Source organism: Collinsella sp. CM84Y_54, assembly GCF_036317945.1.
In the GTDB taxonomy this organism is placed as follows: domain Bacteria; phylum Actinomycetota; class Coriobacteriia; order Coriobacteriales; family Coriobacteriaceae; genus Collinsella.
Genome location: NZ_JAWQCX010000001.1, coordinates 497765 through 520619 on the forward strand (window position 1 = coordinate 497765; position 22855 = coordinate 520619).

The 22855-nt window shown below is 58.3% G+C and carries 21 protein-coding genes; 3 read left to right on the forward strand and 18 right to left on the reverse strand.

The window, feature by feature from the left end:
- The first annotated feature begins 63 nt into the window (after nucleotides 1–63).
- Nucleotides 64–1365 carry an MGDG synthase family glycosyltransferase gene (locus V2391_RS02265; RefSeq protein ID WP_329738081.1) on the forward strand — a complete coding sequence of 434 codons (1302 nt, stop codon included), beginning with the start codon at nucleotides 64–66 and terminating at the stop codon, nucleotides 1363–1365.
- Between the two features lie 441 nt (nucleotides 1366–1806).
- On the opposite strand, the gene dut is transcribed toward V2391_RS02265, so the two are convergent.
- The 3 genes from dut to V2391_RS02280 are packed head-to-tail and all read right to left on the reverse strand — an operon-like array spanning nucleotide 1807 to nucleotide 3199.
- Nucleotides 1807–2250, reverse strand: coding sequence for a dUTP diphosphatase (gene dut / locus V2391_RS02270; protein ID WP_329738082.1), 444 nt, complete (start codon nucleotides 2248–2250; stop codon nucleotides 1807–1809).
- Between the two features lie 4 nt (nucleotides 2251–2254).
- Nucleotides 2255–2698 (reverse strand): transcriptional regulator NrdR, encoded by a 444-nt coding sequence (gene nrdR / locus V2391_RS02275; RefSeq protein ID WP_329738083.1) that lies wholly within the window; start codon nucleotides 2696–2698, stop codon nucleotides 2255–2257.
- A gap of 51 nt (nucleotides 2699–2749) precedes the next feature.
- Nucleotides 2750–3199, reverse strand: coding sequence for a LysM peptidoglycan-binding domain-containing protein (locus V2391_RS02280; RefSeq protein ID WP_329738084.1), 450 nt, complete (start codon nucleotides 3197–3199; stop codon nucleotides 2750–2752).
- Between the two features lie 163 nt (nucleotides 3200–3362).
- Here V2391_RS02280 and lexA point away from each other — a divergent pair, with 163 nt between their 5' ends.
- Nucleotides 3363–4007, forward strand: coding sequence for a transcriptional repressor LexA (gene lexA, locus V2391_RS02285; RefSeq protein ID WP_329738085.1), 645 nt, complete (start codon nucleotides 3363–3365; stop codon nucleotides 4005–4007).
- Nucleotides 4007–4711: a heparan-alpha-glucosaminide N-acetyltransferase gene (locus V2391_RS02290; RefSeq protein ID WP_329738086.1), complete on the forward strand. Its 705-nt coding sequence runs from the start codon at nucleotides 4007–4009 to the stop codon at nucleotides 4709–4711. The genes lexA and V2391_RS02290 overlap by 1 nt, the downstream gene beginning before the upstream one ends.
- On the opposite strand, the gene hflX is transcribed toward V2391_RS02290, so the two are convergent.
- The 15 genes from hflX to V2391_RS02365 all read right to left on the reverse strand — a co-directional run bounded on the left by hflX (nucleotide 4696) and on the right by V2391_RS02365 (nucleotide 22811).
- Nucleotides 4696–5985 (reverse strand): GTPase HflX, encoded by a 1290-nt coding sequence (hflX, locus tag V2391_RS02295; protein WP_329738087.1) that lies wholly within the window; start codon nucleotides 5983–5985, stop codon nucleotides 4696–4698. The two genes, V2391_RS02290 and hflX, sit on opposite strands and share 16 nt — an antisense overlap.
- On the reverse strand, nucleotides 5985–6923 hold the full coding sequence (gene miaA, locus V2391_RS02300; RefSeq protein ID WP_329738088.1) for a tRNA (adenosine(37)-N6)-dimethylallyltransferase MiaA: 939 nt from the start codon (nucleotides 6921–6923) through the stop codon (nucleotides 5985–5987). Before miaA ends, hflX begins: the two co-directional genes overlap by 1 nt.
- Nucleotides 6923–8293 (reverse strand): tRNA (N6-isopentenyl adenosine(37)-C2)-methylthiotransferase MiaB, encoded by a 1371-nt coding sequence (gene miaB / locus V2391_RS02305; protein ID WP_329738089.1) that lies wholly within the window; start codon nucleotides 8291–8293, stop codon nucleotides 6923–6925. Before miaB ends, miaA begins: the two co-directional genes overlap by 1 nt.
- A gap of 64 nt (nucleotides 8294–8357) precedes the next feature.
- Nucleotides 8358–8675 carry a stage V sporulation protein S gene (locus V2391_RS02310; RefSeq protein WP_118079896.1) on the reverse strand — a complete coding sequence of 106 codons (318 nt, stop codon included), beginning with the start codon at nucleotides 8673–8675 and terminating at the stop codon, nucleotides 8358–8360.
- A gap of 74 nt (nucleotides 8676–8749) precedes the next feature.
- Nucleotides 8750–9835, reverse strand: a complete 1086-nt coding sequence (locus V2391_RS02315) for an ATP-binding protein (RefSeq protein WP_329738090.1) — start codon at nucleotides 9833–9835, stop codon at nucleotides 8750–8752.
- Nucleotide 9836: 1 nt separating this feature from the next.
- A complete protein-coding gene (gene rny, locus V2391_RS02320; RefSeq protein WP_329738091.1) occupies nucleotides 9837–11387 on the reverse strand; it encodes a ribonuclease Y in 1551 nt (516 codons plus the stop codon).
- A gap of 257 nt (nucleotides 11388–11644) precedes the next feature.
- Complete coding sequence (locus tag V2391_RS02325; RefSeq protein WP_329738092.1) at nucleotides 11645–12337, reverse strand: regulatory protein RecX; 693 nt, start codon at nucleotides 12335–12337, stop codon at nucleotides 11645–11647.
- An 11-nt stretch (nucleotides 12338–12348) separates the two neighbouring features.
- Nucleotides 12349–13497 carry a recombinase RecA gene (recA, locus tag V2391_RS02330; RefSeq protein WP_329738093.1) on the reverse strand — a complete coding sequence of 383 codons (1149 nt, stop codon included), beginning with the start codon at nucleotides 13495–13497 and terminating at the stop codon, nucleotides 12349–12351.
- Between the two features lie 257 nt (nucleotides 13498–13754).
- Entirely contained in the window at nucleotides 13755–14270 is a 516-nt protein-coding gene (locus V2391_RS02335; RefSeq protein ID WP_329738094.1) for a CinA family protein, read from the reverse strand.
- Between the two features lie 27 nt (nucleotides 14271–14297).
- Nucleotides 14298–14936 carry a CDP-diacylglycerol--glycerol-3-phosphate 3-phosphatidyltransferase gene (gene pgsA, locus V2391_RS02340; RefSeq protein ID WP_225093622.1) on the reverse strand — a complete coding sequence of 213 codons (639 nt, stop codon included), beginning with the start codon at nucleotides 14934–14936 and terminating at the stop codon, nucleotides 14298–14300.
- A 9-nt stretch (nucleotides 14937–14945) separates the two neighbouring features.
- The gene (gene rimO, locus V2391_RS02345) at nucleotides 14946–16295 is read right to left on the reverse strand and encodes a 30S ribosomal protein S12 methylthiotransferase RimO (RefSeq protein ID WP_329738095.1); all 1350 of its coding nucleotides are present in this window, start codon (nucleotides 16293–16295) and stop codon (nucleotides 14946–14948) included.
- Nucleotides 16296–16321: 26 nt separating this feature from the next.
- Nucleotides 16322–16819: a YajQ family cyclic di-GMP-binding protein gene (locus V2391_RS02350; RefSeq protein ID WP_329738096.1), complete on the reverse strand. Its 498-nt coding sequence runs from the start codon at nucleotides 16817–16819 to the stop codon at nucleotides 16322–16324.
- A gap of 52 nt (nucleotides 16820–16871) precedes the next feature.
- The gene (locus V2391_RS02355; protein WP_329738097.1) at nucleotides 16872–18359 is read right to left on the reverse strand and encodes a helix-turn-helix domain-containing protein; all 1488 of its coding nucleotides are present in this window, start codon (nucleotides 18357–18359) and stop codon (nucleotides 16872–16874) included.
- Nucleotides 18359–21139 (reverse strand): FtsK/SpoIIIE family DNA translocase, encoded by a 2781-nt coding sequence (locus tag V2391_RS02360; protein WP_329738098.1) that lies wholly within the window; start codon nucleotides 21137–21139, stop codon nucleotides 18359–18361. The genes V2391_RS02355 and V2391_RS02360 overlap by 1 nt, the downstream gene beginning before the upstream one ends.
- A gap of 1 nt (nucleotide 21140) precedes the next feature.
- Entirely contained in the window at nucleotides 21141–22811 is a 1671-nt protein-coding gene (locus tag V2391_RS02365; RefSeq protein WP_117746567.1) for a ribonuclease J, read from the reverse strand.
- Nucleotides 22812–22855 lie beyond the last annotated feature (44 nt).

The window sequence follows — 22855 nt, forward strand, 5'->3', positions numbered from 1 at the left end:
GCGAACGTGACACTCATGCACTACAATGATTCTCTGTGAAACAAAGATGAAGGGGAGATATCGATGGATCAGACGCAGATGAGCGACGACGCTCCCCTGCTCACGCACAGCACTCCCCAATCGGAACAAACCACACTCTTGGCTCAGCAAAAACCTCTCGTGACCATCGTGCACGCCTCGGTCGGCTCGGGCCACAAGGCCGCCGCAAATGCGATTGCGCAGGCATTCGACCTCATCCGCGGCACCAATGGCATCCCCGAGGATGTTGAGATTGAAGTGCTCGATATCCTCGATTTTGGACGCATAAAATTCGACGGCAACAAAACGGCCGCCTCGTTTACCGGCGCCACGCGCCCAATTTATGACTTGACCTGGCGTTATACCCTTACCGGACACCTGCTTTGGGGCGGCGGCACGGCATGGTCGCGCATCATGTTCCCCGCATTTAACGAGTACGTTCGGACTCGTAGGCCCATTGCCGTGGTCGCCACGCACATCACGGCAGCCAACGTTGCCGTCGGCGCACGCGTCATTACGGGCATCGACTATCCCGTCATTTGCGTACCGACCGATTACGAGGTCGAGGGTTGGTGGCCCCATAAGGACACCGACCTATTCTGTGTGGCAAACGAGTTTATGGCCGAAACACTCCGCCCCCGCAAGGTTCCCGAGGCAAAGATCCGCATTACAGGCATCCCCATTCGCGCCGGGTTCGATACGGATTACAATCGCGAGGAAGAACTCGAGAAGTTCAATCTCCCCACAGACAAGCTCGTTGTGCTGGTGATGGCCGGCGCCAGTTTGCCTCAACCGTACGTTCGCTTTCGCGCGGAGATGGACCGCACCCTCCCCTTCCTGCGCAGCTTCGAGGACATGCACTTTGTCTTTTTACCGGGCAAGGATGCCGAGTATGCCACCCGTCTCATAACGCTTTTCGACGCCATGAAACTCGAGAACGTCACGGTTCTTGACTACGTCGATGACATGGCTGCGCTTATGCACGGCTGTGACCTGGCAATTCTCAAATCGGGCGGACTCACTGTTACCGAATGCCTGTGCGCACACCTGCCGATGATTCTACTGGGCAAGTCCTATGGCCAGGAAAAGGCCAACACCACCATGCTCACCGGCATGGGCGCCAGCATGCATGTCACCACCGCACGCGAGCTCATCGTGACGTTGCGCCATCTCCACGATCATCCGGAGTCGCTCAAGGCACTGCTCATCAATGGCGAAGTGCTGCGACGCCCACGCGCAGCCGAGGATATCGCCATCGCAACCACGGAGCTTGCAGGCAAGCCCCAAAAGCGCAAACGAGCCTTCTGCCGCTTCTACTGGGGAGAAAAACCCGCGCATATCAGGTAGTGACTTACTGCCCGCTGACCGGCCCGGCCCGCCTATATATCATCCCATGCTCAAACATTCTCGCTTCGCAGGGGCGCATGAATCCCACCCGTCCGGGGCTCACCCATATCATTCCATGCTCAAACATTCTCGCTTCGCTTCGCTCGCTGCGAAACTGCGCGTGGAACGATATGGGTGAGCCCCGGACGGGAGTCTTCTTGCTTGAAAACAAAATACATTCTTTCTAGCAAGCCGATTAGATAAGGGAACTTTTCATTAATCGAACCGGTTTGCTATAAGATTTTATCTGCTTTTTCTGAAGAAGCCGTTTCAGTTGCTAGCACGTAAACGAAGCTCTCCCGTGGGAGGCCCCTATATATCGTTCCACGCGCAGTTTCGCAGCGCAGCGAGAATGTTTGAGCATGGAATGATATATAGGGGCCTCCCACGGGAGAGCGGACATTACAATACGCCGCTAGAACCGAAACCGCCGGCTCCTCGGTCGGTTTTGTCTAGTTCGTCTACCTCTACAAGATTGACTGTGGGGACTTCTTGGATGACGAGCTGGGCGATGCGGTCGCCTTTGTTGATCTGAATATTGTTGGTGGAATCCAGGTTGATGAGGATGACCTTAAGTTCACCTCGATAGTGGGCGTCGATGAGACCGGGCGTGTTGACTATAGACAGGCCCTGCTTAATGGCTAGGCCGCTGCGGGGCTGGACAAAGCCGGCGTAGCCATCGGGCAGCGCAATGGCCAAGCCAGTGGAGACCAATCGGCGCTCAAAGGGCTTGAGGATGCAGTCTTCGTTGGCGCGGAGGTCAAGGCCGGCATCCGTGGGATGGGCGTATTTGGGAAGCTCGACCATGGGATCGAGACGCTTAATGTTAACGGTAATGTTAGGCATGAAATCACCTTAGCTTGTCGAGCTCTTGCAAAAACTCGTCGACGTCTTTGAAATCGCGATAGACGGAGGCAAAGCGAATGTAGGCCACCTTGTCGATCTTGGCCAAGCGTTTGAGCACCATATTGCCCAGTTCGTGGGACGTTACAGCCGTCAGCGTACGGGAACGTAGCTCCACCTCGATATCATCGATGATCTCGTTGAGCTTTTTCGTGTCGATATCGCGCTTAATCGTGGCGCGCATCAGGCCGACCAGCAGCTTATTGCGATCGAACCGCTGCTTTGATCCGTCGGATTTGATGACCTCGATGGGATCTTCGCAGCGCTCGAACGTCGTAAAACGATAATTGCACGAACAACATTCACGACGACGCTTGATAGTGTTGTTCGACTCCTGCATACGGGAATCGACAACGCGGGTGTGTGCCTTGCCGCATTTGGGACAGCGCATGGAACCTCCTCTTAAACGATAACAAGGGTACCATGCGACCGACCCGAAATCTTACGAACGGGCCGGAACTTTCAGAACTGCACCAGCATCAAGAGAGCCGCGATCGAGGTGATTGACGCTACGAATCATGTCGGAAGTCTCCTGTGTGGAAAGGCCATCGATGGGATGCTCCTGGGCAAGCGACCACAGGGAATCGCCGGACTGCACGCGAACCGTCTCGTAGGTAACGTTGGCTACGGAATCGGCATATGCAGCGTGACGAGCAGAAAAAACTGACGTGGCGAGCACAAAGAACAGGGTAAACGCCACGGCAACAGCAACAATCGTCGAGGCCTTCAGGGCAACAGGAGCCAAAGCAACGGACGCACGCTGGGTGCGAACGGGTTTAGTGGCCACGGTCTGAAAATGAGAACGTCCACCCTTCACGACCGTAAAGGCCGGCGATGCGGGCACCTCAAGCTTAAGAGCGAGGTTTCCCTGGACCATATCCGCTGCGTTCATTCTGTTCTCCTCTCGTTTGTTTTGACGAGAACTGTTTTATCAAGCCGCGGGGACAAAAAAGTCTAGCGCGGGAACGAGTGTTCGGTTATTATTATCTTCGAACAGTTGTTCCTGTCAAGCAAAAATAGAACATTTGTTTGGTATGGGTAGAGAGGAATCCCTGATGGCTCGCAAAATTACCAAGCGTCAGCAGCAAATTTACGACTTCATCAAGGAATATCAGCAGGAGAAGGGCTATCCGCCCAGTGTACGCGAGATGGCTTCGGCTGTGGGCCTTTCCTCCCCTAGCACTGTACATGCGCATCTCTCCGCACTCGAAGCACGAGGCCTGCTCAAGCGTGACGCCACCAAGCCTCGCGCTCTCGAGCTCTTTGACGAGGACGGATCTTCCGTCTCCATCTCAAAGTCCGATGAGTCCGCGGCGCCCCGTGGCACCGTATCGCTGCCTCTCGTAGGCCGAGTCGCTGCAGGGATTCCCATCCTTGCCGAGCAGAATATCGAAGACACCTTTACCATCCCAACCGAGATCGCAACGGACCAGGGGTCCTTTATCCTCGAGGTCCACGGCAATTCGATGATTAACGTCGGCATTTATAACGGCGACTACATCATCGTTCGTGAGCAGAAGAGTGCCATGAATGGCGAGATTGTCGTGGCTATGATCGATGGCTCTGCAACGGTCAAAACATTCTACAAGGAGCAGGGACGCGTTCGTCTGCAGCCCGAAAACGACACCATGGAGCCCATCTACGCGACGAATCCCACGATTCTGGGCAAGGTCGTCGGTTTGATGCGCCGGTTTTCGTAATGCAAAAACGCATCACTGTCTTTGATACTATTCGCGGGTTTACCATGCTGTCGATGGCGGGATTTCATGCCTGCTACGACCTTGCCTACCTATATGGTTGGAAGATGCCCTGGTTTACCCAGACCATCTTCCAGGACATCTGGCGTGCCAGCATCAGTTGGGTATTTTTGTTTATTGCCGGCTGGATGTGCACCCTCTCGCGCAACAACATCAAGCGTGCCGTCAAATATGCCGCTGCCGCTTTAGTTGTATGGGTCGCAACGACGCTCGTCTCAGTCGATGACTCGGTGAACTTCGGCATCATTTTCTGCATGGCGGCGTGCACCGCCATTGTTGCACTCGCGCGCCCGGTTCTCGATAGGGTGCCGACAGTATGGGGTATAACAATTTGCCTCATACTCTTTGCCTGTACCTGGAGCATTCCTAAAGCGGTCTACCCTATCCCCTATCTAGCTTGGCTGGGATTCCCAGGTCCAGAATTTGTCTCCGGTGATTACTATCCGCTCATACCCTTCTTATTTATGTACCTCGCAGGCTTCTTTGCCGCCCGCACGGCACAAAAAGCAAACCTTGAAGCGCCAGCATGGGCCTATGAGAATCCCATCCCGATGCTCGCAAGCCTCGGACGCCATGCGCTGCCGTTCTACCTGCTTCATCAACCCGTTATCTTAGGCGTGCTGGAGCTGATTTACTCTGTTCGGTAGCGCTCGAGACGCGTTGCGATACGGGCCGGAAGCTTTGCCACAATACGAACGCCATCTTCGAGGTATTCCTCGTGCAGAAGGGTTCCCTGTTCGTGCACGAGCGTGATTAACGCGCCCTCTCGATACGGGATATCGGCCGAGAGCAACACGTCCGTAGCGGCCGCTTCACGAGCGATGCGGTCGACTAAGTCATCAAGACCCTCACCCGTCTGAGCCGAGAACAGAACCGCCTCGGGATAACGCCGGCGAAAGCTCAAGCGGTCGACGCTATCGAGCAGATCAATTTTATTGAACACGGTAAGCGTTAGGCGCTCACCGGCACCAATCTCGTCCAGGACACGATCAACCGCCTCGAGCTGACGCTCGTAATCCTCATCGGAAGCATCCACGACTTTAAGAATCAAATCGGCGCCGAGCACCTCGGAAAGCGTAGATTTGAAAGCGTCGACCAGGCCATGGGGCAGTTTTTGAATAAAGCCAACGGTATCGGTGATCGTCATGCCACGGCCACCGGGCAAACGGTACGAGCGCGTCGTGGGATCGAGTGTGGCAAACAGCTTATCCTGCGAAAGTACTGTGGATCCCGTCAATCGATTAAGCAGCGTCGACTTACCGGCATTGGTGTAGCCAGCCAACGCCACGCGAAACGCCGGCGATTCAATACGGCTTTTCGATTGCACGTCGCGACGCTGTTCAACCTGTTTCAGTTCGCGTCGAAGAGCTGCGATCTTATTGCGAATCAGGCGACGGTCGACCTCGAGCTGGCTTTCGCCCTGACCAAAACGCGATCCAATGCCGCCACGCGTCTGCTCCTTGGCAAGATGGCTCCACATACCTCGCAGACGAGGCAGCAGATACTGCAACTGTGCCAGCTGCACCTGTAAGCGACCCTCACGCGTCTGGGCATGCAGGCCAAAGATATCCAAAATCAACGCCGTACGGTCAATAATCTTAACCGGTTCGCCCACGGCTTTCTCAAGATAGGACTGCTGTGAAGGAGTCAGGTCGTCGTCGAAGATAACAACATCCGCATCCATGCGATGAACCAAACCGCACAGCTCCTCGACCTTGCCGGAGCCGATAAACGATTTGGGATAGGGCTTGACCAGGCGCTGCGACAAGCGTGCCACGCATTGGGCTCCAGCAGTGTGAGCCAAGCGCTCGAGCTCATCGAGCGAACGGTCGAGCGGCCAGGCATTATCGCGCCACTCAACACCAACCAAGACGGCACGCTCAGGTTCAGGCGCCGTAGAGACCAAGGGAAAACGTGCCATTAGACAGCCTCGATACGACGGCAGATATCATCAACGACCTCATCGATCGTAAACTCATCCATATCGAACCAAACAATGCGATCGTCACGTTTAAACCAGGAAAGCTGGCGCTTGGCATAGCGACGTGAGCGCATCTTGATAAGCTCACGGGCCTCATCCATGGTAATAGCGCCACGCAAGGCATCGATAATCTCTTTGTAACCAATTGCCTGCATCGACGTGAGCGCATCACCCAAGCCCTGGTCCATAAGGCCACGGACCTCATCAACCAGCCCCTGCTCAAACATAAGGTCGACACGCATGTTAATGCGCTCATAGAGCACTTCACGGCTACGCGTCAGACCAAACCACAAGGCATGATAACGCTCGCGCGGGACGCTGAATTTCGACTTCTGCTCGGCATACGACACACCGTCATCATGCATCTCGAGCGCACGAATCACACGACGCACGTTATGGGGATGAATCACGGCAGCAGATTCCGGATCGCGCTCGGCAAGCAGGGCATGCAGCGCCTCCTCGCCAATACGCTCGGCAAGTTCCTGATAGCCCGTGCGGCGTTCGTCCTCGAGTTCTCCCGAAGGAAAATCCATTTCATCGAGTGCAGCCTTGAGATACAGGCCCGTACCGCCGCAAAAGACCGGAAGACGTTGCTCGCCAAGCAAACGCTCGATATGCGCCCGGGCATCCGTCTGATAGAGCGCAGCTGAATACGCGACGCCCGGATCCACGATATCGACAAGGCGCAGCGGCACCGAGCACTCCTCGGGCATCATCTTGGCCGTACCGATGTCCATGCCACGATAGATTTGCATCGCGTCACAAGACAACACTTCGGACGAAAGACGAGCGGCCAGGCGGTCGGCAACATCGCTTTTGCCGACCGCCGTCGGACCGACAATCGCTACGGCAGAAAGGCTTGCACCGGTGGAAATCATTAGCGAGGCTCGCCCACGACGGAGCCAGACAGATACCACGTTTTGGCGACATCAACATCAACGTCGACGATTTTGCCGACGAGCTGATCGATGCTATAGCCAGCGGGAATCGGCGCATGCACCGTCTGGTTCTTGGGGCTTTTCCCCAGAAGAACAGCGTCGTTCTTCTTGCTCGTACCCTCAATAAGCGCAGGCACCACGGTGTGAAGCTCGCCCTGGTTATACTCGTGAGCCGTCGTCTCGATAACCTTGACCAGACGGTTAAAGCGCTCAAGGATAACCTCATGCGGGGTGGGATCATAAATCTCAGCTGCCGGGGTACCGGCGCGCTTGGAGTAAATAAACGTGTAGGCCTGAGCATAACGAACCGTCTCGGCAAGCGAGAGCGTCTGCTCAAAGTCTTCCTCGGTCTCGCCCGGGAAGCCCACGATGATGTCGGTCGAAAGCGCAATATCGGGCATACGGTTACGAATACGATCGACCAGACCCAGATAATCCTCGCGCGTATAACGACGATTCATCTCTTTAAGGATGCGCGTGGAACCCGACTGAACGGCCAGGTGGAGCTGCGGCATAACGGCAGGTGTCTCGGCCATGGCGTCAATGGTCTCAGGCAGCAGATCCTTAGGATGCGAAGAGGTAAAGAAGATACGCTCGACGCCCGTATCGCCCACAGCGCGCAGCAAGTCGGCAAAGCGCGGCTTGCCAAAGAGATCGCGACCGTAGGAGTTCACGTTTTGGCCCAGCAGCGTAATCTCGCGCACGCCCTGACGCACCAGACCTGTCACCTCGTCGACAATCTCCTCGAAGGGACGGCTCTTCTCACGACCACGGACGTACGGCACGATGCAGTACGTGCAGAAGTTGTTGCAGCCCGTCATGATGGGCACCCAAGCGTGATACTGCGTCTCGCGATGCCACGGCATACTCATGGCGTCGGTATCCTCATGCTCATTCGTACGGATATGGCGCTTGCCATCCAAAAACGCCTCGGCAATGAGCTCGGCCACGTGCGCAATAGAATGGGTGCCAAAAATGACGTTGACGTTATCGACGTTGGTGAGCAAGCCCTCGCCATCGCGTTGGGCGATGCAGCCGCCCACGGCGACCACGCGCTTACCCGAAGGCGAAGGAGGAAGGCTCTTGCAGGAATTGCACTGACCATACAGGCGCGTATCGGCAGCCTCGCGTACACAGCACGTCATGAACACGACAATATCGGCATGCTCGGGATCGAGCGCCATAAGACAGCCAAACGAATCGAGCAGGCCACTCACGCGCTCGGAGTCGTGCTGGTTCATCTGGCAGCCGAATGTGCGGATAAAGTAGGTTTTACCGGCAAGAATATCGCGTACGGAACGCTGGTCCATGAGCTTACATCCTAACGATGGTATCGACGGGCGCATAGGTGCTACGAGCGTGCAGATGGCTCGCTTACGCAACAGGCTTAACGTCGTCCATGACGACATTATCCATAGCAGCCCGATTAATCTGGTGAACGTAGATAGAGAGACGAATTGCCGTGCGCGACTCTCCGTTAATGAGAATATCGGAGAACACCGGCGCGCAGGAGACATCGAAGCCGGTCGGAATCAGAAAGCCGCGCGCAATGGCGACGGCCTTGATGGCCTGGTTGACGGCGCCAGCGCCGACGCATTGAATGTTGACGGGGACGCCATCTTTGACCATGCCGGCAATGGCGCCGGCAACGGACGCGGGCGATGATTTGCTTGATACCTTCAGGCAATCCATGAAGAAACTCCTGCGTTTAAAAGTACGTTTTAACTGCAATAACTGTATCGTACCGAGCGGACTCGGTAAAGATTTTATTCCTCTTTGGCGAGATCGAACGTCACCGTGATGCGATCACGCGAAACGCGAATCTTAGGGTCGCCGCACAGATTGAGGTAATACCGGGCGGCAAGGTCGTTAAAGTCACGCTCGACAGCACGCGAAAACTGCGCCATGTCTTCCTTGGCGATGCGAAGGCCTCGACGGTCCTTGGCAAGATCGACGGGAGCCGGCGCATGCGAGGTGGAATCGCGCTCGCGCAGCAGACGCGCGGTCACGCCGCGGACGGGCTTAATCTGTCCCGACAGAATACGGTGGGCAGTGCGCTCGGACATCTCGAGGCCCAGCCCGGAGCAGATCCGGATAAAGTCCTCGGCATCAGAGGCAAGGCCCAAACGATCGATAACCGGAAGCTCGCACTCGTCATCGATAAAGAGCAAGCGCGACGTATCGAGACGGCTCGAAGCCTGAGCGTACAGGGTCGCAGCAATCTCGGACGGAGAGCCCAGATACACATCGCAGCCACGCAGCTCCTCAAGGGCAAACTCGCACGCTGCGCGAATGATGTTATGGGGTCCACGAGCGCATACATAGCGACCGTCTTCGTCTTTAACCGCCTGGGGCCAGCTCGACTGGTCGGCGCGCTCGCTCAAGCGATCGGTGGCAACGCACACCTTAAACGCGGAACCCAAATCGACGCCCGATGTAACAACGCGTGCCTCATCCGTGTTCTGCTTGATAGAGAACAGCGCCATACCACGACCGTGAACACCCCAACGGTCCATTTTCATGCTCTCAAGCTTGGAGGTGACACGGGCATCGAAGATACGCTCCTGCATGTCCTGCGGCACACCCGAACCGTTATCCAGGAAGAGGAGGGTGCGAACACCCTCCTCCTTGGTCGTGGCGAGATAGACCTTATCGGCTCCGGCATCGCGAGCATTACGCAGCATCTCGATGACAATGTCCTCTACATGCTGAATGTCATGCTTGGCCTGACGGCGCTCGGCCTCCGAAACGCGGAGGCGGACATACCCCTCGCCAAGGTTTTCCTCGACGCGAAGGTTGCCCTCCCCCGACATCGACGCGATAAATGAGATGAGCTCGTTCGCGTCGTTCATGTTATTTAGCGATATCGACGGCACGGCTCTCGCGAATCACGACAACGCGCACCTGACCGGGATACTCCATCTCTTCCTCGATCTGATGGGCGATATCGTGCGCAAGCACCGTGGACTGGGCATCGGAGATCTTGTCCGGCTGAACCATGACATGAACCTCGCGACCGGCCTGCATAGCATAGGTACGCTCGACGCCTTCGTGAGAGTTGGCAATCTCCTCGAGCTTCTCAAGACGCTTAATGTAGTTCTCGGCCGACTCGCGGCGGGCACCGGGACGAGAAGCGGAGACGGCATCGGCAGCCTGGACCAGAACGTCAAGCACCGTGTTGGGGTCGACATCGGCATGATGGGCTTCGATCGCGTGGACGATAACGGGCTTCTCGCCATAACGGCGGGCAAGCTCGGCGCCAATGACAGCATGCGGTCCCTCAACGTCGTGGTCGATGGCCTTGCCCAGGTCGTGCAGAAGACCGGCGCGCTTAGCGGTCACAACATCCAGACCAAGCTCGGAGGCCATAACGCCGCACAGGTCGGAGACCTCAAGCGAGTGCTGCAGCACGTTCTGACCAAACGAGGTGCGGTAGCGAAGAGCACCCAGGGTCTTGACGATCTCGGGATGCAGGTCGTGGATACCGGTATCGAAGGCGGCCTGCTCGCCGGCCTCGCGCACTCGCTGCTGAACCAAGTCGGCGGCCTTGTGGTACATCTCCTCGATGCGGGCGGGGTGAATGCGACCGTCGGCAATGAGGTTCTCAAGTGCCACGCGGGCGGTCTCACGACGGACCGGATCGAAGCTCGAGAGTACGACGGTCTCGGGAGTGTCATCAATCACGAGGTTGACGCCAGACACCTGCTCGAAGGTGCGGATGTTACGACCCTCGCGACCGATAATGCGACCCTTGAGGTCATCGGAGGGAATATGCACGGAAGTGACGGTGACCTCGGCGGTATGGTCGGCGGCGCAACGCTGAATCGCCAGGGAGAGAATCTCCTGAGCGGTCTTGTGGCACTCGGCGCGGACCTGCTGCTCGGACTCACGGATGATGGTGGCCGCCTCGTGGGTAACCTCGCCGCGGACCTTGTCGAGCAGCTCCTTGTGAGCGTCCTCGCGCGTAAGGTCGGCAATACGCTCGAGCTCGGAGGTCTGCTTGGCGCAGAGCTCCTCAAGCTCGCGAGAGCGCTTCTCGACCTGACCGGCCTGGCTGGACAGCTGGTGCTCGCGTTTATCGAGCGCATCGTTGCGACGATCGAGCGATTCCTCGCGCTGCATCACGCGGTTTTCGAGCGTGCGAATCTCGCTCTTACGCTGCTTGTCCTCGGCCTCGGCGGCCTGCTTGTTCTTGATGATCTCTTCCTTGGCCTCGAGCAGAGCCTCTTTTTTGAGGGTCTCGGCCTGACGCTTTGCATCACCGATCAGGGACTCTGCCTGCGCGTGTGCCGACTGAATCTTTTCGTCGGCCTCGTGAAGACTACCCTGCTTGGCGGTGCGCATGTAGGCAATGGCGGCGATGGCACCCAAAACGAGGCCAACGAGCGCTGCAATGATAGGCATGCTCACTCCTTTTTATGGATTCGTTACACAGCAAAGCGAACCGTCCTTACGAACGGCTCGCGACATTTGGGTAATATGGGCGCAGCTTATGCGGGTCGGATACAGATAAACATATAAACAAACTCATCACAGATGAGCACATATCACAGAGCAAATGACAGTAAATATCCTACGTTGAACCGCAACAACTGTCAAATAAACGCACCCGGCACGGCGCCAATCGAGCGGTGAACGGCAGGGGCGTAACGGGCGAACGCTTATACGGCGCATTCCTCGCTTAAGGCATCGAGGCGCGCCTTAACGGCATCGGCGGCGATGTGATACGAGAAGCCTTTACCCATCAAAAATCTGACGAGCTTTTCGAATGCACGGACCTCGGGGACGCGACGTTTAGCGAGCAAGGCCGAAGCGCGGGCCAAGTCGTCATCCACGGCAAAATACGCCTCGGGATACCCGGGGATATCTTCAAGTACGACATGGCGGCGTTTGAGTTCAACCTCGATCTTGCGCTGCCCCCAGCCGCGACGTTTGCGCTCTTCGATAAAGTACGAACAAAAGCGGTTCTCATCCAAAAAACGATACTCGGTCGCACGAGCAACGGCAAAATCGATCGCGGGCTGTCGAAAGCCATAGCGCGCCAACTTATCGCGCACCTCGCCCGTGGCATGATCACGGCGCGAAAGCATCTCGGTCACCATGGTGAGTGCACATTTACGTTCGATAAGCTGCACCGCCTCGCGAAAGTCATCCCAATCACAGGGAAGATCGGGGCGGTTTTTAACGTACAGGCGCGCCACGCGCACGGGAATCCAAATGGAACGTTCAAAACCGCCCTCAAGATCGCAATCGATATGCGCGCAGGGCTTTTTAGACGCATAACCGTTCGAGAACGAGGAGGCCGCCTTCTTATCGGGAAAGACGACCGTGGCGTCGGTCACCGTATACGACATGTCGGCATCCGCTACTCGTCGTCATCGTCGAGCATTGCGGAGCCATCGATGGCGTACAGCTCATCAAACTCCTCGGGGGCGGGCTGGCCGGTCAACTCAACCTCGGAGGGGGCATCATCGTCATACTCAAGGCCGCAGGCAAGGCGAACCTTGTGCTCGATCTCGTCAGCGCAATCGGGATGCTCACGCAGGAATGTCTTGGCGGCCTCGCGACCGTTGCCGAGCTTATCCTCGCCATAGGCAAACCAGGACCCCATCTTTTTGCAGATGCCGCACTCGACGGCCATATCCAGAATCGAGCCCTCTTTAGAGATGCCGGTGCCATACATGATGTCAAATTCGGCCGAGCGGAACGGAGCGGCCACCTTGTTCTTAACAACCTTGGCACGCACGCGATTGCCGATAACCTCGTCCTTGAGCTTGATGGTATCGATTTTGCGAATATCGATTCGTACGGAAGAGAAGAACTTGAGCGCGCGGCCGCCCGTGGTGGTCTCGGGGTTGCCGAACATGACGCCGATCTTCTCGCGCAGCTGGTTAATGAAGATGCAGGTCGTGTTGGACTTGGAAAGCGAGCCGGCGAGCTTGCGGAGCGCCTGGCTCATCAAACGAGCCTGCAGACCCACCGTCGTGTCACCGATCTCGCCCTCGATCTCGGCACGCGGAGTCAAGGCGGCAACAGAGTCGACGACGATGGCGTCGATGGCACCGGAGCGCACAAGCATATCGACAATCTCGAGCGCCTGTTCACCCGTATCGGGCTGGGAAATCAAGACCTCATCGATATCAACACCGATGCGCGCGGCATAGGTGGGATCAAGCGCGTGCTCGGCATCGATAAATGCCACAACGCCGCCCATGGCCTGCGCCTCTGCAAGAATCTCGAGCGAAAGCGTCGTCTTACCGGAGGACTCGGGGCCATAAATCTCAACGATACGGCCACGCGGCACGCCGCCGATACCCAAGGCGGCATCGAGCGCCAGAGAGCCCGTCGGAATAGCCTCGACCTCGAGCTCGGGACCGCCGTCGCCATACCTCATGATAGAGCCCTGGCCGAACTTCTTCTCGATCTCGGCCTTGGTGGTGGCGATCATCTCATCGCGCTCTTTACCCGTCGTGCGTGCATGAACGGTACGTACGGGACCTGAATTCTTGGCCATGAATAGCCCTCCTCTTAACAACCTGAAACGATAATAAACGAACGGCTGTTCGTGGTCAACCGTTCAGATTCATCATATGCACCCGTACATTCCAAAACCCGACCAAACGCCGACCAATCACCGACCAAACGCTTGACCGTGCCAATCACAAATACGACCGCTCGAACAAATTTAGGCCATATACCAGCGCAAACACCAATACCGTCAAAGGTCCCTATCTCCACAATTAAGGGGCCCTAAGGCCCCTTAAACCACGTCTATTCCATAGAATTGAGCACGCGGACAATGCACTCCAAAGCCTCCGCGACCGCATAGGCCCGAACGCACGACCGATCGCCCTCATAATGACAACGTGCAGACTCGACAACCGGCGCTCCCCCATCGGCCGCGCGATACGCCCAGCCAATATAGAACGTGCCGGCAGGGTCTTGCTCGGTGCCACCACCGGGCCCAGCGTAGCCCGTTGCGCTTACGGCAATATCGCTCTGATAGAGTTCAAGCGAGCCCGCGGCCATCTCGCGCGCCGTCTGATGCGACACGGCACTAAACCGATCGAGCGTTTCCTGCTCGACGCCGAGCACGCGATGTTTGATCTCATCGCAGTAGGTCACCGCACCGCCACGAAGCACCGCCGAGGCACCCGGGATATCGGCAATCGTCGAGGCGATCATGCCCGCCGTCAGCGACTCCGCCGTCGACACCGTCACACCACGGGCACTCGCGCGCTCGACAATATCGCGCGCCAACTCCTCGTTGTTTGCGGCGATCTGCAAATAAGACTCCGTCATACCCACCAGGACCTAGACCGAAAAGACGATCTTACGGCAGTTCCAGAAGTACTGGGCACCCGAGACAATGGTCAAAATCACGGCGATGACGTACAGGAAGCGCGACACCGAATAGACACCGAGCAGCAGCGACACCGGCCCCAGCTGAAGACCGGCCATCGCAAAGACGCACAGATAGCCGCAGATAGAGACCATCGTGGTCGCCGTCTTGTACTTGCCAAGCTTATCGGCGGCAACGACCACACCGGCCGCACTCGCGACCATGCGCAGGGCGCTCACCAGCAGCTCGCGGAACAAGATAATGAACACCGACCACACGGTTACGGTACCAAAATCCAAGAACAGAAGCAGAGCCGAGAACACGAGCAACTTATCGGCGATGGGATCCAGGAACTTACCGAAGTCGGTGATCTCGTTGCGCGAACGAGCCAGGTAGCCATCAACCTTATCGGTGCACGACAGGATGACGTACAGAACAAAGGCGGCAGCGGCGAGCGGGCCGTCGAAGGTGCTCAAATCCGTACCGGCAACGCTTGTGTGAGACAGCGCCGACACGATCATGAACACCGGAATGAAGACGATGCGCACGCACGTCACGATGTTGGCGGGCGTCCAAACACTCGTCAGTTCCTTATTGCTCTCGTTAGCCACGACGCTCTCCTACTCCACAACATGACCGATAAGCTCGTAGCAGAAGCTATCGGTAAACTCGACCGTCAGAATATCGCCCACAGATGCCTCGCTGGCATCCAGATGCACCGCGCCATCGGAATCGGGCGCCTGGAACCAGGCATGTCCGATGAGCTCGGCACCGTCTTCGGTCTCCTCGATACCGTCGACGATCACCTGGGCGCGTTCGCCCACATGTGCGGCAGTTGCAGCAAAACCGAGCGACTCGGCCAGGTCCATGGCCTCCTGGGCGCGCTCGAGCTTAACCTCTTCGTCAACCTGACCTTCCATCTTAGCAGCCAGGCTGCCCTCCTCCTGCGAGTAGGCAAAGACGCTCGTGTAGTCAAAGCCGACGGTGTCCATAAAGTCAATGAGATCGCGGAACTCGTCGTCGGTCTCGGTCGGGAACCCTACCATGGCCGTGGAGCGGATCACGATACCGGGGATGCGCTCGCGCAGGTCGCGGAACAGGTCCTCGAGCTCCTGGCGCGAACCGGAGCGGCGCATGGCCTTGAGGATGCGCGCGTCGCAGTGCTGCACGGGGATATCGATATAGGGCAGCACCTCGGGCGTATCGCGAATGGTTTCGATAAGCTCGTCGGTCATGCCCTCGGGCTGCAGGTAGAGTACGCGGACCCACACGTTATGAGGACGCACCGCCTCATCAACGGCCTGCAGCAGCTGCGCCAGATTGCGCGGCGCGCCCTCAGCGAGGTCCTCGTCGGCAAAGTCGGTACCCCAGATGCCCGTGTCCTGACCGATCAGAACGATCTCGCGCACGCCACCGGCGACCAGGTCGCGCACCTCGGAGATAATGCTCTCGGCATTGCGCGAGTGATAACGACCGCGGATATACGGGATCATGCAGAAGCTACAGAAGCGGTTGCAGCCATCGGAGATCTTGACATAGGCGACAGCGCCCTCGACGGTGCGCTTGACCTGCGGAATATAGGCGGCAATCTCGCGCTCAACACCCAGCACGTCATCGATAACCGCCACGATGCCGTCTTCCTCGTCGGCCTTCACAAAGGCCGCGACCTCGGGCAGCTCGTCGGGTAGGTCGTCGCCGTAGCGTGACGGCACGCAGCCGCACATGACGATCGGGCAGGAACGAACGCCGTCCTGCACCTCGTTGGCAAGCTCGAGCGTGGTCTCGATGCTCTCGGACGTTGCAGAGGCAAGGAACGAGCACGTATTGACGATGGCGATATCGGCATCCTGTGGATCGAATGCCTCCTCGTAGCCTGCGGCAGTCAGCAGCGAACGCATACGGTCGGTATCGACCTCGTTCTTGGCGCACCCGAGGGTGATATAGAGCACGGAGCCCAACGGAGTATCCATGTTGGAGAGCGGTCCTTTCGAAAGAATTAGCGGTAGTTGGTGAACTGCAGCGGCTGACCGTAGTCCTGGTCGCGCAGGAACTGGATCACGGTCTGCAGCGCATCCTTGGAAGCAGAGGAAACACGCAGTTTGTCGGCCTCAATCGTCACCTTGACCTTGAGCTTCTGATCCTTGATGTCCTTATTGATCTTCTTGGCAGTCGTCTGGTCGATACCCTCGACGATGTGACCGAGCACGCGCACGGTACCGCCCGAAGCCGCCTGCGGCGCGTCCCAGGAGACAGCCTTGAGGTCGATGCCGCGCTTGATGAGCTTAGAGCTCAGCACGTCGACGATCTGCTTGGAGACGAAATCGGCCGGGGCATTGATCGTAAAGAGCTTGTCGCCCTTCGAAAGCTCGATGGAGGCGCCGGAGTCCTTGAGGTCATAGCGCTGAGAGATCTCGCGAGTGGTCTGCTGGAAAGCGTTATCGACCTCCTGCATATTGACCTCGGACACAACGTCGAAGCTGGAATCTTTAGCCATGGTTCTTCCTTTCGGTACGGGGAGCCTTAGTAGCTGTCGTACGAATAGTCAACTAATCGTTTGCTGCCTGGCCGTCGGATGCCGTGTCGGTGCCGTCGGCAGACTGAGCATCGGCGCCGTCGGCAGACTGGGCGTCGGTGCCGTCGGCAGTATCGGTGCCGTCGTTACCCTCGCCGTCCTTGGAGTCTGTGGACTCCTTCTTGGGAACGGTAATGGTCACGCGCGCCACGCCCGATGTCTTGGTGTCATAGCGGACCTTTTCACCGTTCTTGGTAACCGTGACATCGGAGGGCTTGGACGTGGTGATCTCGATCGAGGACTCGGGCGTGTACTCCTGCTCAAAGGGACCGGTCGCCTGGGCGCCGTAGACCGATTTGCCGTCGACCTTGACCTCAATCCAGGCGGTCTTGCCCTTGGCAACGGAAACCTTGACCTTGATGACCTCGTCCTCTTCCTTTTTTACCGTCGCCTTGGCGGCATCGGAATCGGCAGAATCCGTCGCATCGTCGGTGCCTTCATCCTCATCAACGGATTCGGTCTTCTTGGAAGACTTCTTGGTCGTCGTCTTGGTGGCCGCGGGCGTCTCGGGCGTCGGCTCGGGTGCAGAAGAGCCGCAGCCACGCAGGAGGACCACGATGAGCAAAATCAGCAAAAGTGCCACGGCACCGATGCCGGCGTAGATGATGCGCGGATCGAGACCATTGTTCTGAGGAGCACGTCCACCGCCGCGTCCGCGATTGGAGCCGCCACGGCCATTCCCCTGCGGCATACGGCCGCGACCGCTATCGGGACGACCACGATAGCCGCCCTGGCGCTGTGAGCCACGCTGGCCCGAACGCGGCGCAAGCTCACCACGGTTCTGATAGCCACGCTGGTCAGAGCGAGGCGCCGAAGAGCGCTGCCCGTAAGGCTGCGATTGGGAACGGAGGCGCGGCGTCACCTGCGTGGTATCGGCGTCGGCATATCCACCGCGGGAACGCCCGGCAGAAACTCCGCGATAACCGCGACCGGAGTAGCCACCGTCGCCGTAACCGGCGCGAGGATCGCGACTCAACCCGCGAGCGGCGGGAAGCGCGCGGTCATCCGGCATGGGCGTACTGCGAAAGCGATCTCGCTGAGAACGAATCTCCTCGCTAGAGCCCGTCTCGGTGATATAACCAGCCTGCGGAGGACGCTGGCCGTACCGCGTCGAGCGTCCTCCCTGAACCATCAGAAAGCGTCCGTTATCGACCGACGAACGCGAGTTAACGTAGCCGGCAGCATCCTGAAAACGACCGCCCTGCTGCGAGGTCTCGCGTTCATATGCCATGAGGTCGTCAAAATAAGCGTTGACGACCTCGCGCGGGTTAAGCCCCAAAAAACGAGCGTAGCTCGAAATCATGCCCTGCGCATAGCCACGCGGGGGCATCGATGCAAAGTTACCGGTCTCGAAAAACTCGATGATCTGCGGCCTGATTTTGATGGTGTTGGCGACCTGCTGGATGGAAAGGCCCATCCGGCGACGCTGCTCGAGCAGCATGTCACCAAAGCGTGCAGCCATCAGAATCCTCCAAACTCACGATCTTCACGTGCCATCTCGGCGTCGACAGACTCCAGCGCGGCAAGCCCCTCCTCATCCAGCAGGACCTCGCGCGGCTTAGAGCCGTCGGGTGGGCCGACGACACCCTTCTCTTCCAGCATGTCCATAATACGCCCGGCACGCGCATAACCAACCTTAAGGCGGCGTTGCAGGCCAGATGTGGAGCCAAGCTGCGATTCCACCACAATATGGGCGGCCTCCCAGATAAGCGGGTCGTCATCTTGCGGCTCGGCAACGCCCGTGCGAACAATGCCGCCGCCACCAGCCATAGACATGGAAGCGGGCGCCACAGCAGACAGAATCTCCTCGTGATAGTCGGGCTCGCTTTGCGACTTAACGAACTCGACGATCTCGTTGATCTCATCGTCCGAGACAAAGCAGCCCTGGATACGGCGGGGCTTGCCCCAGTCGACCTTGGAGAACAGCATGTCGCCCAAACCAGTAAGCTTTTCGGCGCCCATCTGGTCGATAATGACGCGGGAATCGATGCCCGTAGCCACGTTAAAAGCAATACGGTTGGTGATGTTGGCCTTAATAAGGCCCGTCACCACGTTGGAGCTGGGGCGCTGCGTAGCCACGATAAGGTGAATACCGGCGGCGCGGCCCAGCTGGGCGATACGGACGATCGAGGCCTCGACATCCTTGCCGGCGACCATCATCAGGTCCGAAAGCTCGTCGATGATGATGACCAGGTAGGGCATCTTTTGCGGTGGGTTATCGTAATGCTCAAACTCGCCGGCGGCCTGCTTTTCGTTATACGTCGAGATCTTGCGAACGTTGAGGCGCTCGAACACCTTCAGGCGACGCTCCATCTCGGACACGGCCCACTGAAGTGCACTGGCAGCCTGCTTGGGCTCGGTCACCACGGGCACGTAGAGATGCGGCAGGCCGTTATAGCCCGCAAGCTCGACGCGCTTGGGATCGACCATGATCAGGCGAACGTCCTCGGGAAGAGCGCGCATGAGCAAGGTCGTGATGATGGAGTTGATCATGACCGACTTACCGGAACCGGTGGTACCGGCAATCAGCAAGTGGGGCATCTTAGCGAGGTCGGCGACAACCGGAGTGCCCTCGGCATCGCGACCGATGGCCAGCTCGAGCGGGCCACCCTTCACATAGGGAAGCACGTCGCCCAGGTTGACGTTCTGACGCTTGCGATTGGGGATCTCGATGCCCACGAGCGAGGTGCCGGGAATCGGCGCGAAAATGCGCACCGACTGGGCGGCAAGCGAAAGCGCGATATCGTCCTCGAGGCTCGAGATCTTGCTCACGCGCTCGCCCTCGCCGGGCTGCAGCTTAAAGGTCGTGACCGTGGGGCCGGCAATCCAGCCGACGACGCGAGCGCTACGGCCAAACTCGAGCAGGGTAGACTGCAACGACTCGGCAGTCTGTTCCAGTTCCTTATCAGAAGACGCGGAGGACGCCGACTGCGGATTGGCGTGCAGGATTTCGAGCGGCGGGAGCTTGAGGCCGTCCTCTTGTTCGCCCTCGACACCGGCAGCAGTACCGTCCGCTCCCCCATCACCGACTGCAACAGGAGCAGCTGAAGTCGTAGAGCTGGAGGCATCGGCAACCTTGGGATGCTTTAGGAAGTCGGGAATCTGCGGAGCTGCCGAAACGGGATTCACGGCAAACGGCGGTTCTGACTCGTCAGCATTGTCCGGGTCGTCTTCTATCGAAAACTGTCCGGTGACCTGTCCTGCCTTGGCACGGCGACGCGGCAGCAAGGTTGTCTTGGCGGTCTCGAGCGGAGTCTCGTCGTCCTCGTCATCGCCCTCGGTGAGTTCGATTTCGCTATCGGACCAAGACGGGTCGGGCTCGCTCGTGTTGAGCTTGGGCGCGGCCTTGCCCTTCTTGGCATGACGACGCGGCAGCAGCGTGGTCTTAGCGCGCTCGGCCTCCACGGCCTCGGACACGTCGACAAACGGGTCATCGTCCTCGTCGTCATCCAAAACCGGGTCGGCATCGCCTCCCATGACCGTGGTCACCGCGGCATCAGTTCCCTTCTGGCGCAGAATGCTCAGGTGCGGACGGGCGACGCCGGGAACCGACAGGGCCTCTTCGTCGCCCCACGGGCTCACATTGACATCGGCACGACGGCGCTCGGCAAAATCGGCGGCGCGATCGCGTGCGGAGCGCAAAACGCCGCCCACCGAAAAGCCGATAATGACCAGGCCAACGACGACAAGCCCAAGCAAGACAACCATGGCAATAGGTTTACCCAGGGCGTTTTGCAAGGTACTTGCGATAAAGGCGCCAATGTAGCCGCCCGACGCAGATAGGTTTTGCGGCGTAAACATGAGGTCGCACGAATCGCTCGTGCCCGGCACCATCAGCGACAGGATAGAGACAATGGCCACAAACACCACGGCGCCACCCGCGACCGAGCGAATGTTGAGCGGCGAGTCCTCACCCAAAAAGAGCGTGGCGGCAAACAGCAAGATGACGATCGGCAGCACGTAGGCGCCCAGGCCAAAGCCAAGGTGGTAGAAACCGGCAACCGCAGCTGTCACGGGCGCCGTTGCCGGGGAAATCACGGCAATAAAGGACGCAATCGCCAAAACGGCAATGACCACGCCGGCGATATCGCGATTGGCCGAAGGCTCGACCAGGGACTCGAACTCATCGAACTCGGACTCGTGGCCCTTATTGGCACGCAGATGGGAACCGGCACCCTTAGCAGATGCCGGTTGGTTGTTGGCTTTGTTGCCTTTGGCGTTTTGTGCAGATCCGCGCGCCAAACTAAACCTCCATGACGACCGGGATAATCATCGGACGGGTGCGCGTACGGCTCCAGATAAAGTTGGAGAGCGAATCGCGCACGGCTTTGCGAATGGCATCGGAGCCGCTGCTGGTAAAGGTAAACTTACCCTTCTCGATCGTTTTCATGATGGCTGCTGAGGCATCCTCGGAGAACTGGTCGTCGATGGCAAACGAAACACCGCGGCCCGAGAACTCGATAGCCTCGATCTTCTTATGCTTGAGCGAGACGATGGCAACGGCCGTGACCATACCGTCATTGGCGAGCTTTTGGCGATCGCGCAGGACAATGGGGTCGGTGTCGCCGATGCGCAGACCGTCAACATAGACGACGCCGGACTCGACGGGCGTACCGCGCTTGACGATACCGCCACGCATCTCGAGCGTGTCGCCGTTATCGAGGATAAAGATGTGATCATCCTTGATGCCCATCTTACGAGCAAGCTGGGCATGGGCGCGCAGATGCACGGCCTCGCCGTGAACCGGCATAAAGTAGGTGGGCTTGGCCATGGCCATGAGGAGCTTGAGTTCCTCCTGGCTGCCGTGCCCCGAGACGTGAACGAGGGCGCGGGACTTATCCCAGACGTCGCAGCCAAGCTTGGCCAGGCTGTTGACGACCTGCTGAACGGCCTTCTCGTTGCCGGGAACGGGAGTTGCCGAGAGAATGACGGTATCGCCTTCGTGGATAGAAAGCGTCTTGTGCTCGCCGTTGGCCATGCGGGACAGGGCCGACAGCGGCTCGCCCTGCGAACCGGTGCACATGACGACGATCTTGTCGTCGGGCAGGTTATCGATATCGAAGGCATCAATGATATCGGCATCGTCGATGTTGAGGTAGCCCAACTCGCGCGCCACGCGGGTGTTGGTGAGCATGGAACGTCCAGTCACGACGACCTTGCGGCCGCACTTGCGGGCGGCGTCGCAGATCTGCTGCAGGCGATGGATGTGGCTCGAGAACGACGCGACGAACACGCGACCCGGGGCGTTCTTGATGGCATGCAGCAGGTTGGGACCAACCTCGGCCTCGGACTTGGTAAAGCCCGGAACCGTGGCGTTGGTGGAGTCGGAAAGCAGCAGGTCGATGCCCTGCTTGGCAAAGCGGCTGATGGCGGCATAGTCGGGCGTGACGCCGTCGATGGGCGTCTGATCGAGCTTAAAGTCACCCGTGTGCATAACGGTGCCCTGGTTGGTGCGAATGAACACGCCCAGTGCACCCGGAATGGAGTGCGTCATGGAGAAGAAATCGAGCGAGATGCCACCGAGATTGACATGGCTTCCGCCCTTGACCTCGCGGAACTTAGGTGCGCGGATGCGGAACTCGGAGAGCTTGCCCTCGATAAAACCGAGCGTCAGCTTGCTCGAGAAGATGGGCACCTTGTTGTTGAGATCCTGCAGCAGGTACGGAAGCGAACCAGTGTGGTCCTCGTGGCCGTGGGTGACGATGATGCCGCGGAGCTTCTCCTCGTTCTCCAGGACATAGGTGTAGTCGGGAAGCACCAGGTCGATACCGGGCTGAGAGTCGTCGGGGAACATGAGGCCGGCGTCAACGAGCACCATGTCGTCGCCGCACTCGAAGACCGTCATGTTCTTGCCGATGCCGTCAAGGCCGCCGAGCGGAATGATCTTCAAGGGAGATGATTTTTTAGCTGCCATAGGTTCGTGTGGTTTCCTTTCTTCGAAACGGGTCTGGAACAACC

Bases quoted from the DNA above. Each gene is read 5' to 3' on its own strand.
- miaA (WP_329738088.1), bottom strand. From the start codon at position 6,923: ATGATTTCCACCGGTGCAAGCCTTTCTGCCGTAGCGATTGTCGGTCCG.
- V2391_RS02325 (WP_329738092.1), bottom strand. From the start codon at position 12,337: ATGTCGTATACGGTGACCGACGCCACGGTCGTCTTTCCCGATAAGAAG.
- V2391_RS02365 (WP_117746567.1), bottom strand. From the start codon at position 22,811: ATGGCAGCTAAAAAATCATCTCCCTTGAAGATCATTCCGCTCGGCGGC.
- rimO (WP_329738095.1), bottom strand. From the start codon at position 16,295: ATGGATACTCCGTTGGGCTCCGTGCTCTATATCACCCTCGGGTGCGCC.
- V2391_RS02310 (WP_118079896.1), bottom strand. From the start codon at position 8,675: ATGGATTGCCTGAAGGTATCAAGCAAATCATCGCCCGCGTCCGTTGCC.
- V2391_RS02265 (WP_329738081.1), top strand. From the start codon at position 64: ATGGATCAGACGCAGATGAGCGACGACGCTCCCCTGCTCACGCACAGC.
- lexA (WP_329738085.1), top strand. From the start codon at position 3,363: ATGGCTCGCAAAATTACCAAGCGTCAGCAGCAAATTTACGACTTCATC.
- miaB (WP_329738089.1), bottom strand. From the start codon at position 8,293: ATGGACCAGCGTTCCGTACGCGATATTCTTGCCGGTAAAACCTACTTT.
- V2391_RS02315 (WP_329738090.1), bottom strand. From the start codon at position 9,835: ATGAACGACGCGAACGAGCTCATCTCATTTATCGCGTCGATGTCGGGG.
- hflX (WP_329738087.1), bottom strand. From the start codon at position 5,985: ATGGCACGTTTTCCCTTGGTCTCTACGGCGCCTGAACCTGAGCGTGCC.
- rny (WP_329738091.1), bottom strand. From the start codon at position 11,387: ATGCCTATCATTGCAGCGCTCGTTGGCCTCGTTTTGGGTGCCATCGCC.
- nrdR (WP_329738083.1), bottom strand. From the start codon at position 2,698: ATGCGCTGTCCCAAATGCGGCAAGGCACACACCCGCGTTGTCGATTCC.
- V2391_RS02290 (WP_329738086.1), top strand. From the start codon at position 4,007: ATGCAAAAACGCATCACTGTCTTTGATACTATTCGCGGGTTTACCATG.
- V2391_RS02280 (WP_329738084.1), bottom strand. From the start codon at position 3,199: ATGAACGCAGCGGATATGGTCCAGGGAAACCTCGCTCTTAAGCTTGAG.
- dut (WP_329738082.1), bottom strand. From the start codon at position 2,250: ATGCCTAACATTACCGTTAACATTAAGCGTCTCGATCCCATGGTCGAG.
- V2391_RS02350 (WP_329738096.1), bottom strand. From the start codon at position 16,819: ATGGCTAAAGATTCCAGCTTCGACGTTGTGTCCGAGGTCAATATGCAG.
- V2391_RS02355 (WP_329738097.1), bottom strand. From the start codon at position 18,359: ATGGCTGCACGCTTTGGTGACATGCTGCTCGAGCAGCGTCGCCGGATG.
- recA (WP_329738093.1), bottom strand. From the start codon at position 13,497: ATGGCCAAGAATTCAGGTCCCGTACGTACCGTTCATGCACGCACGACG.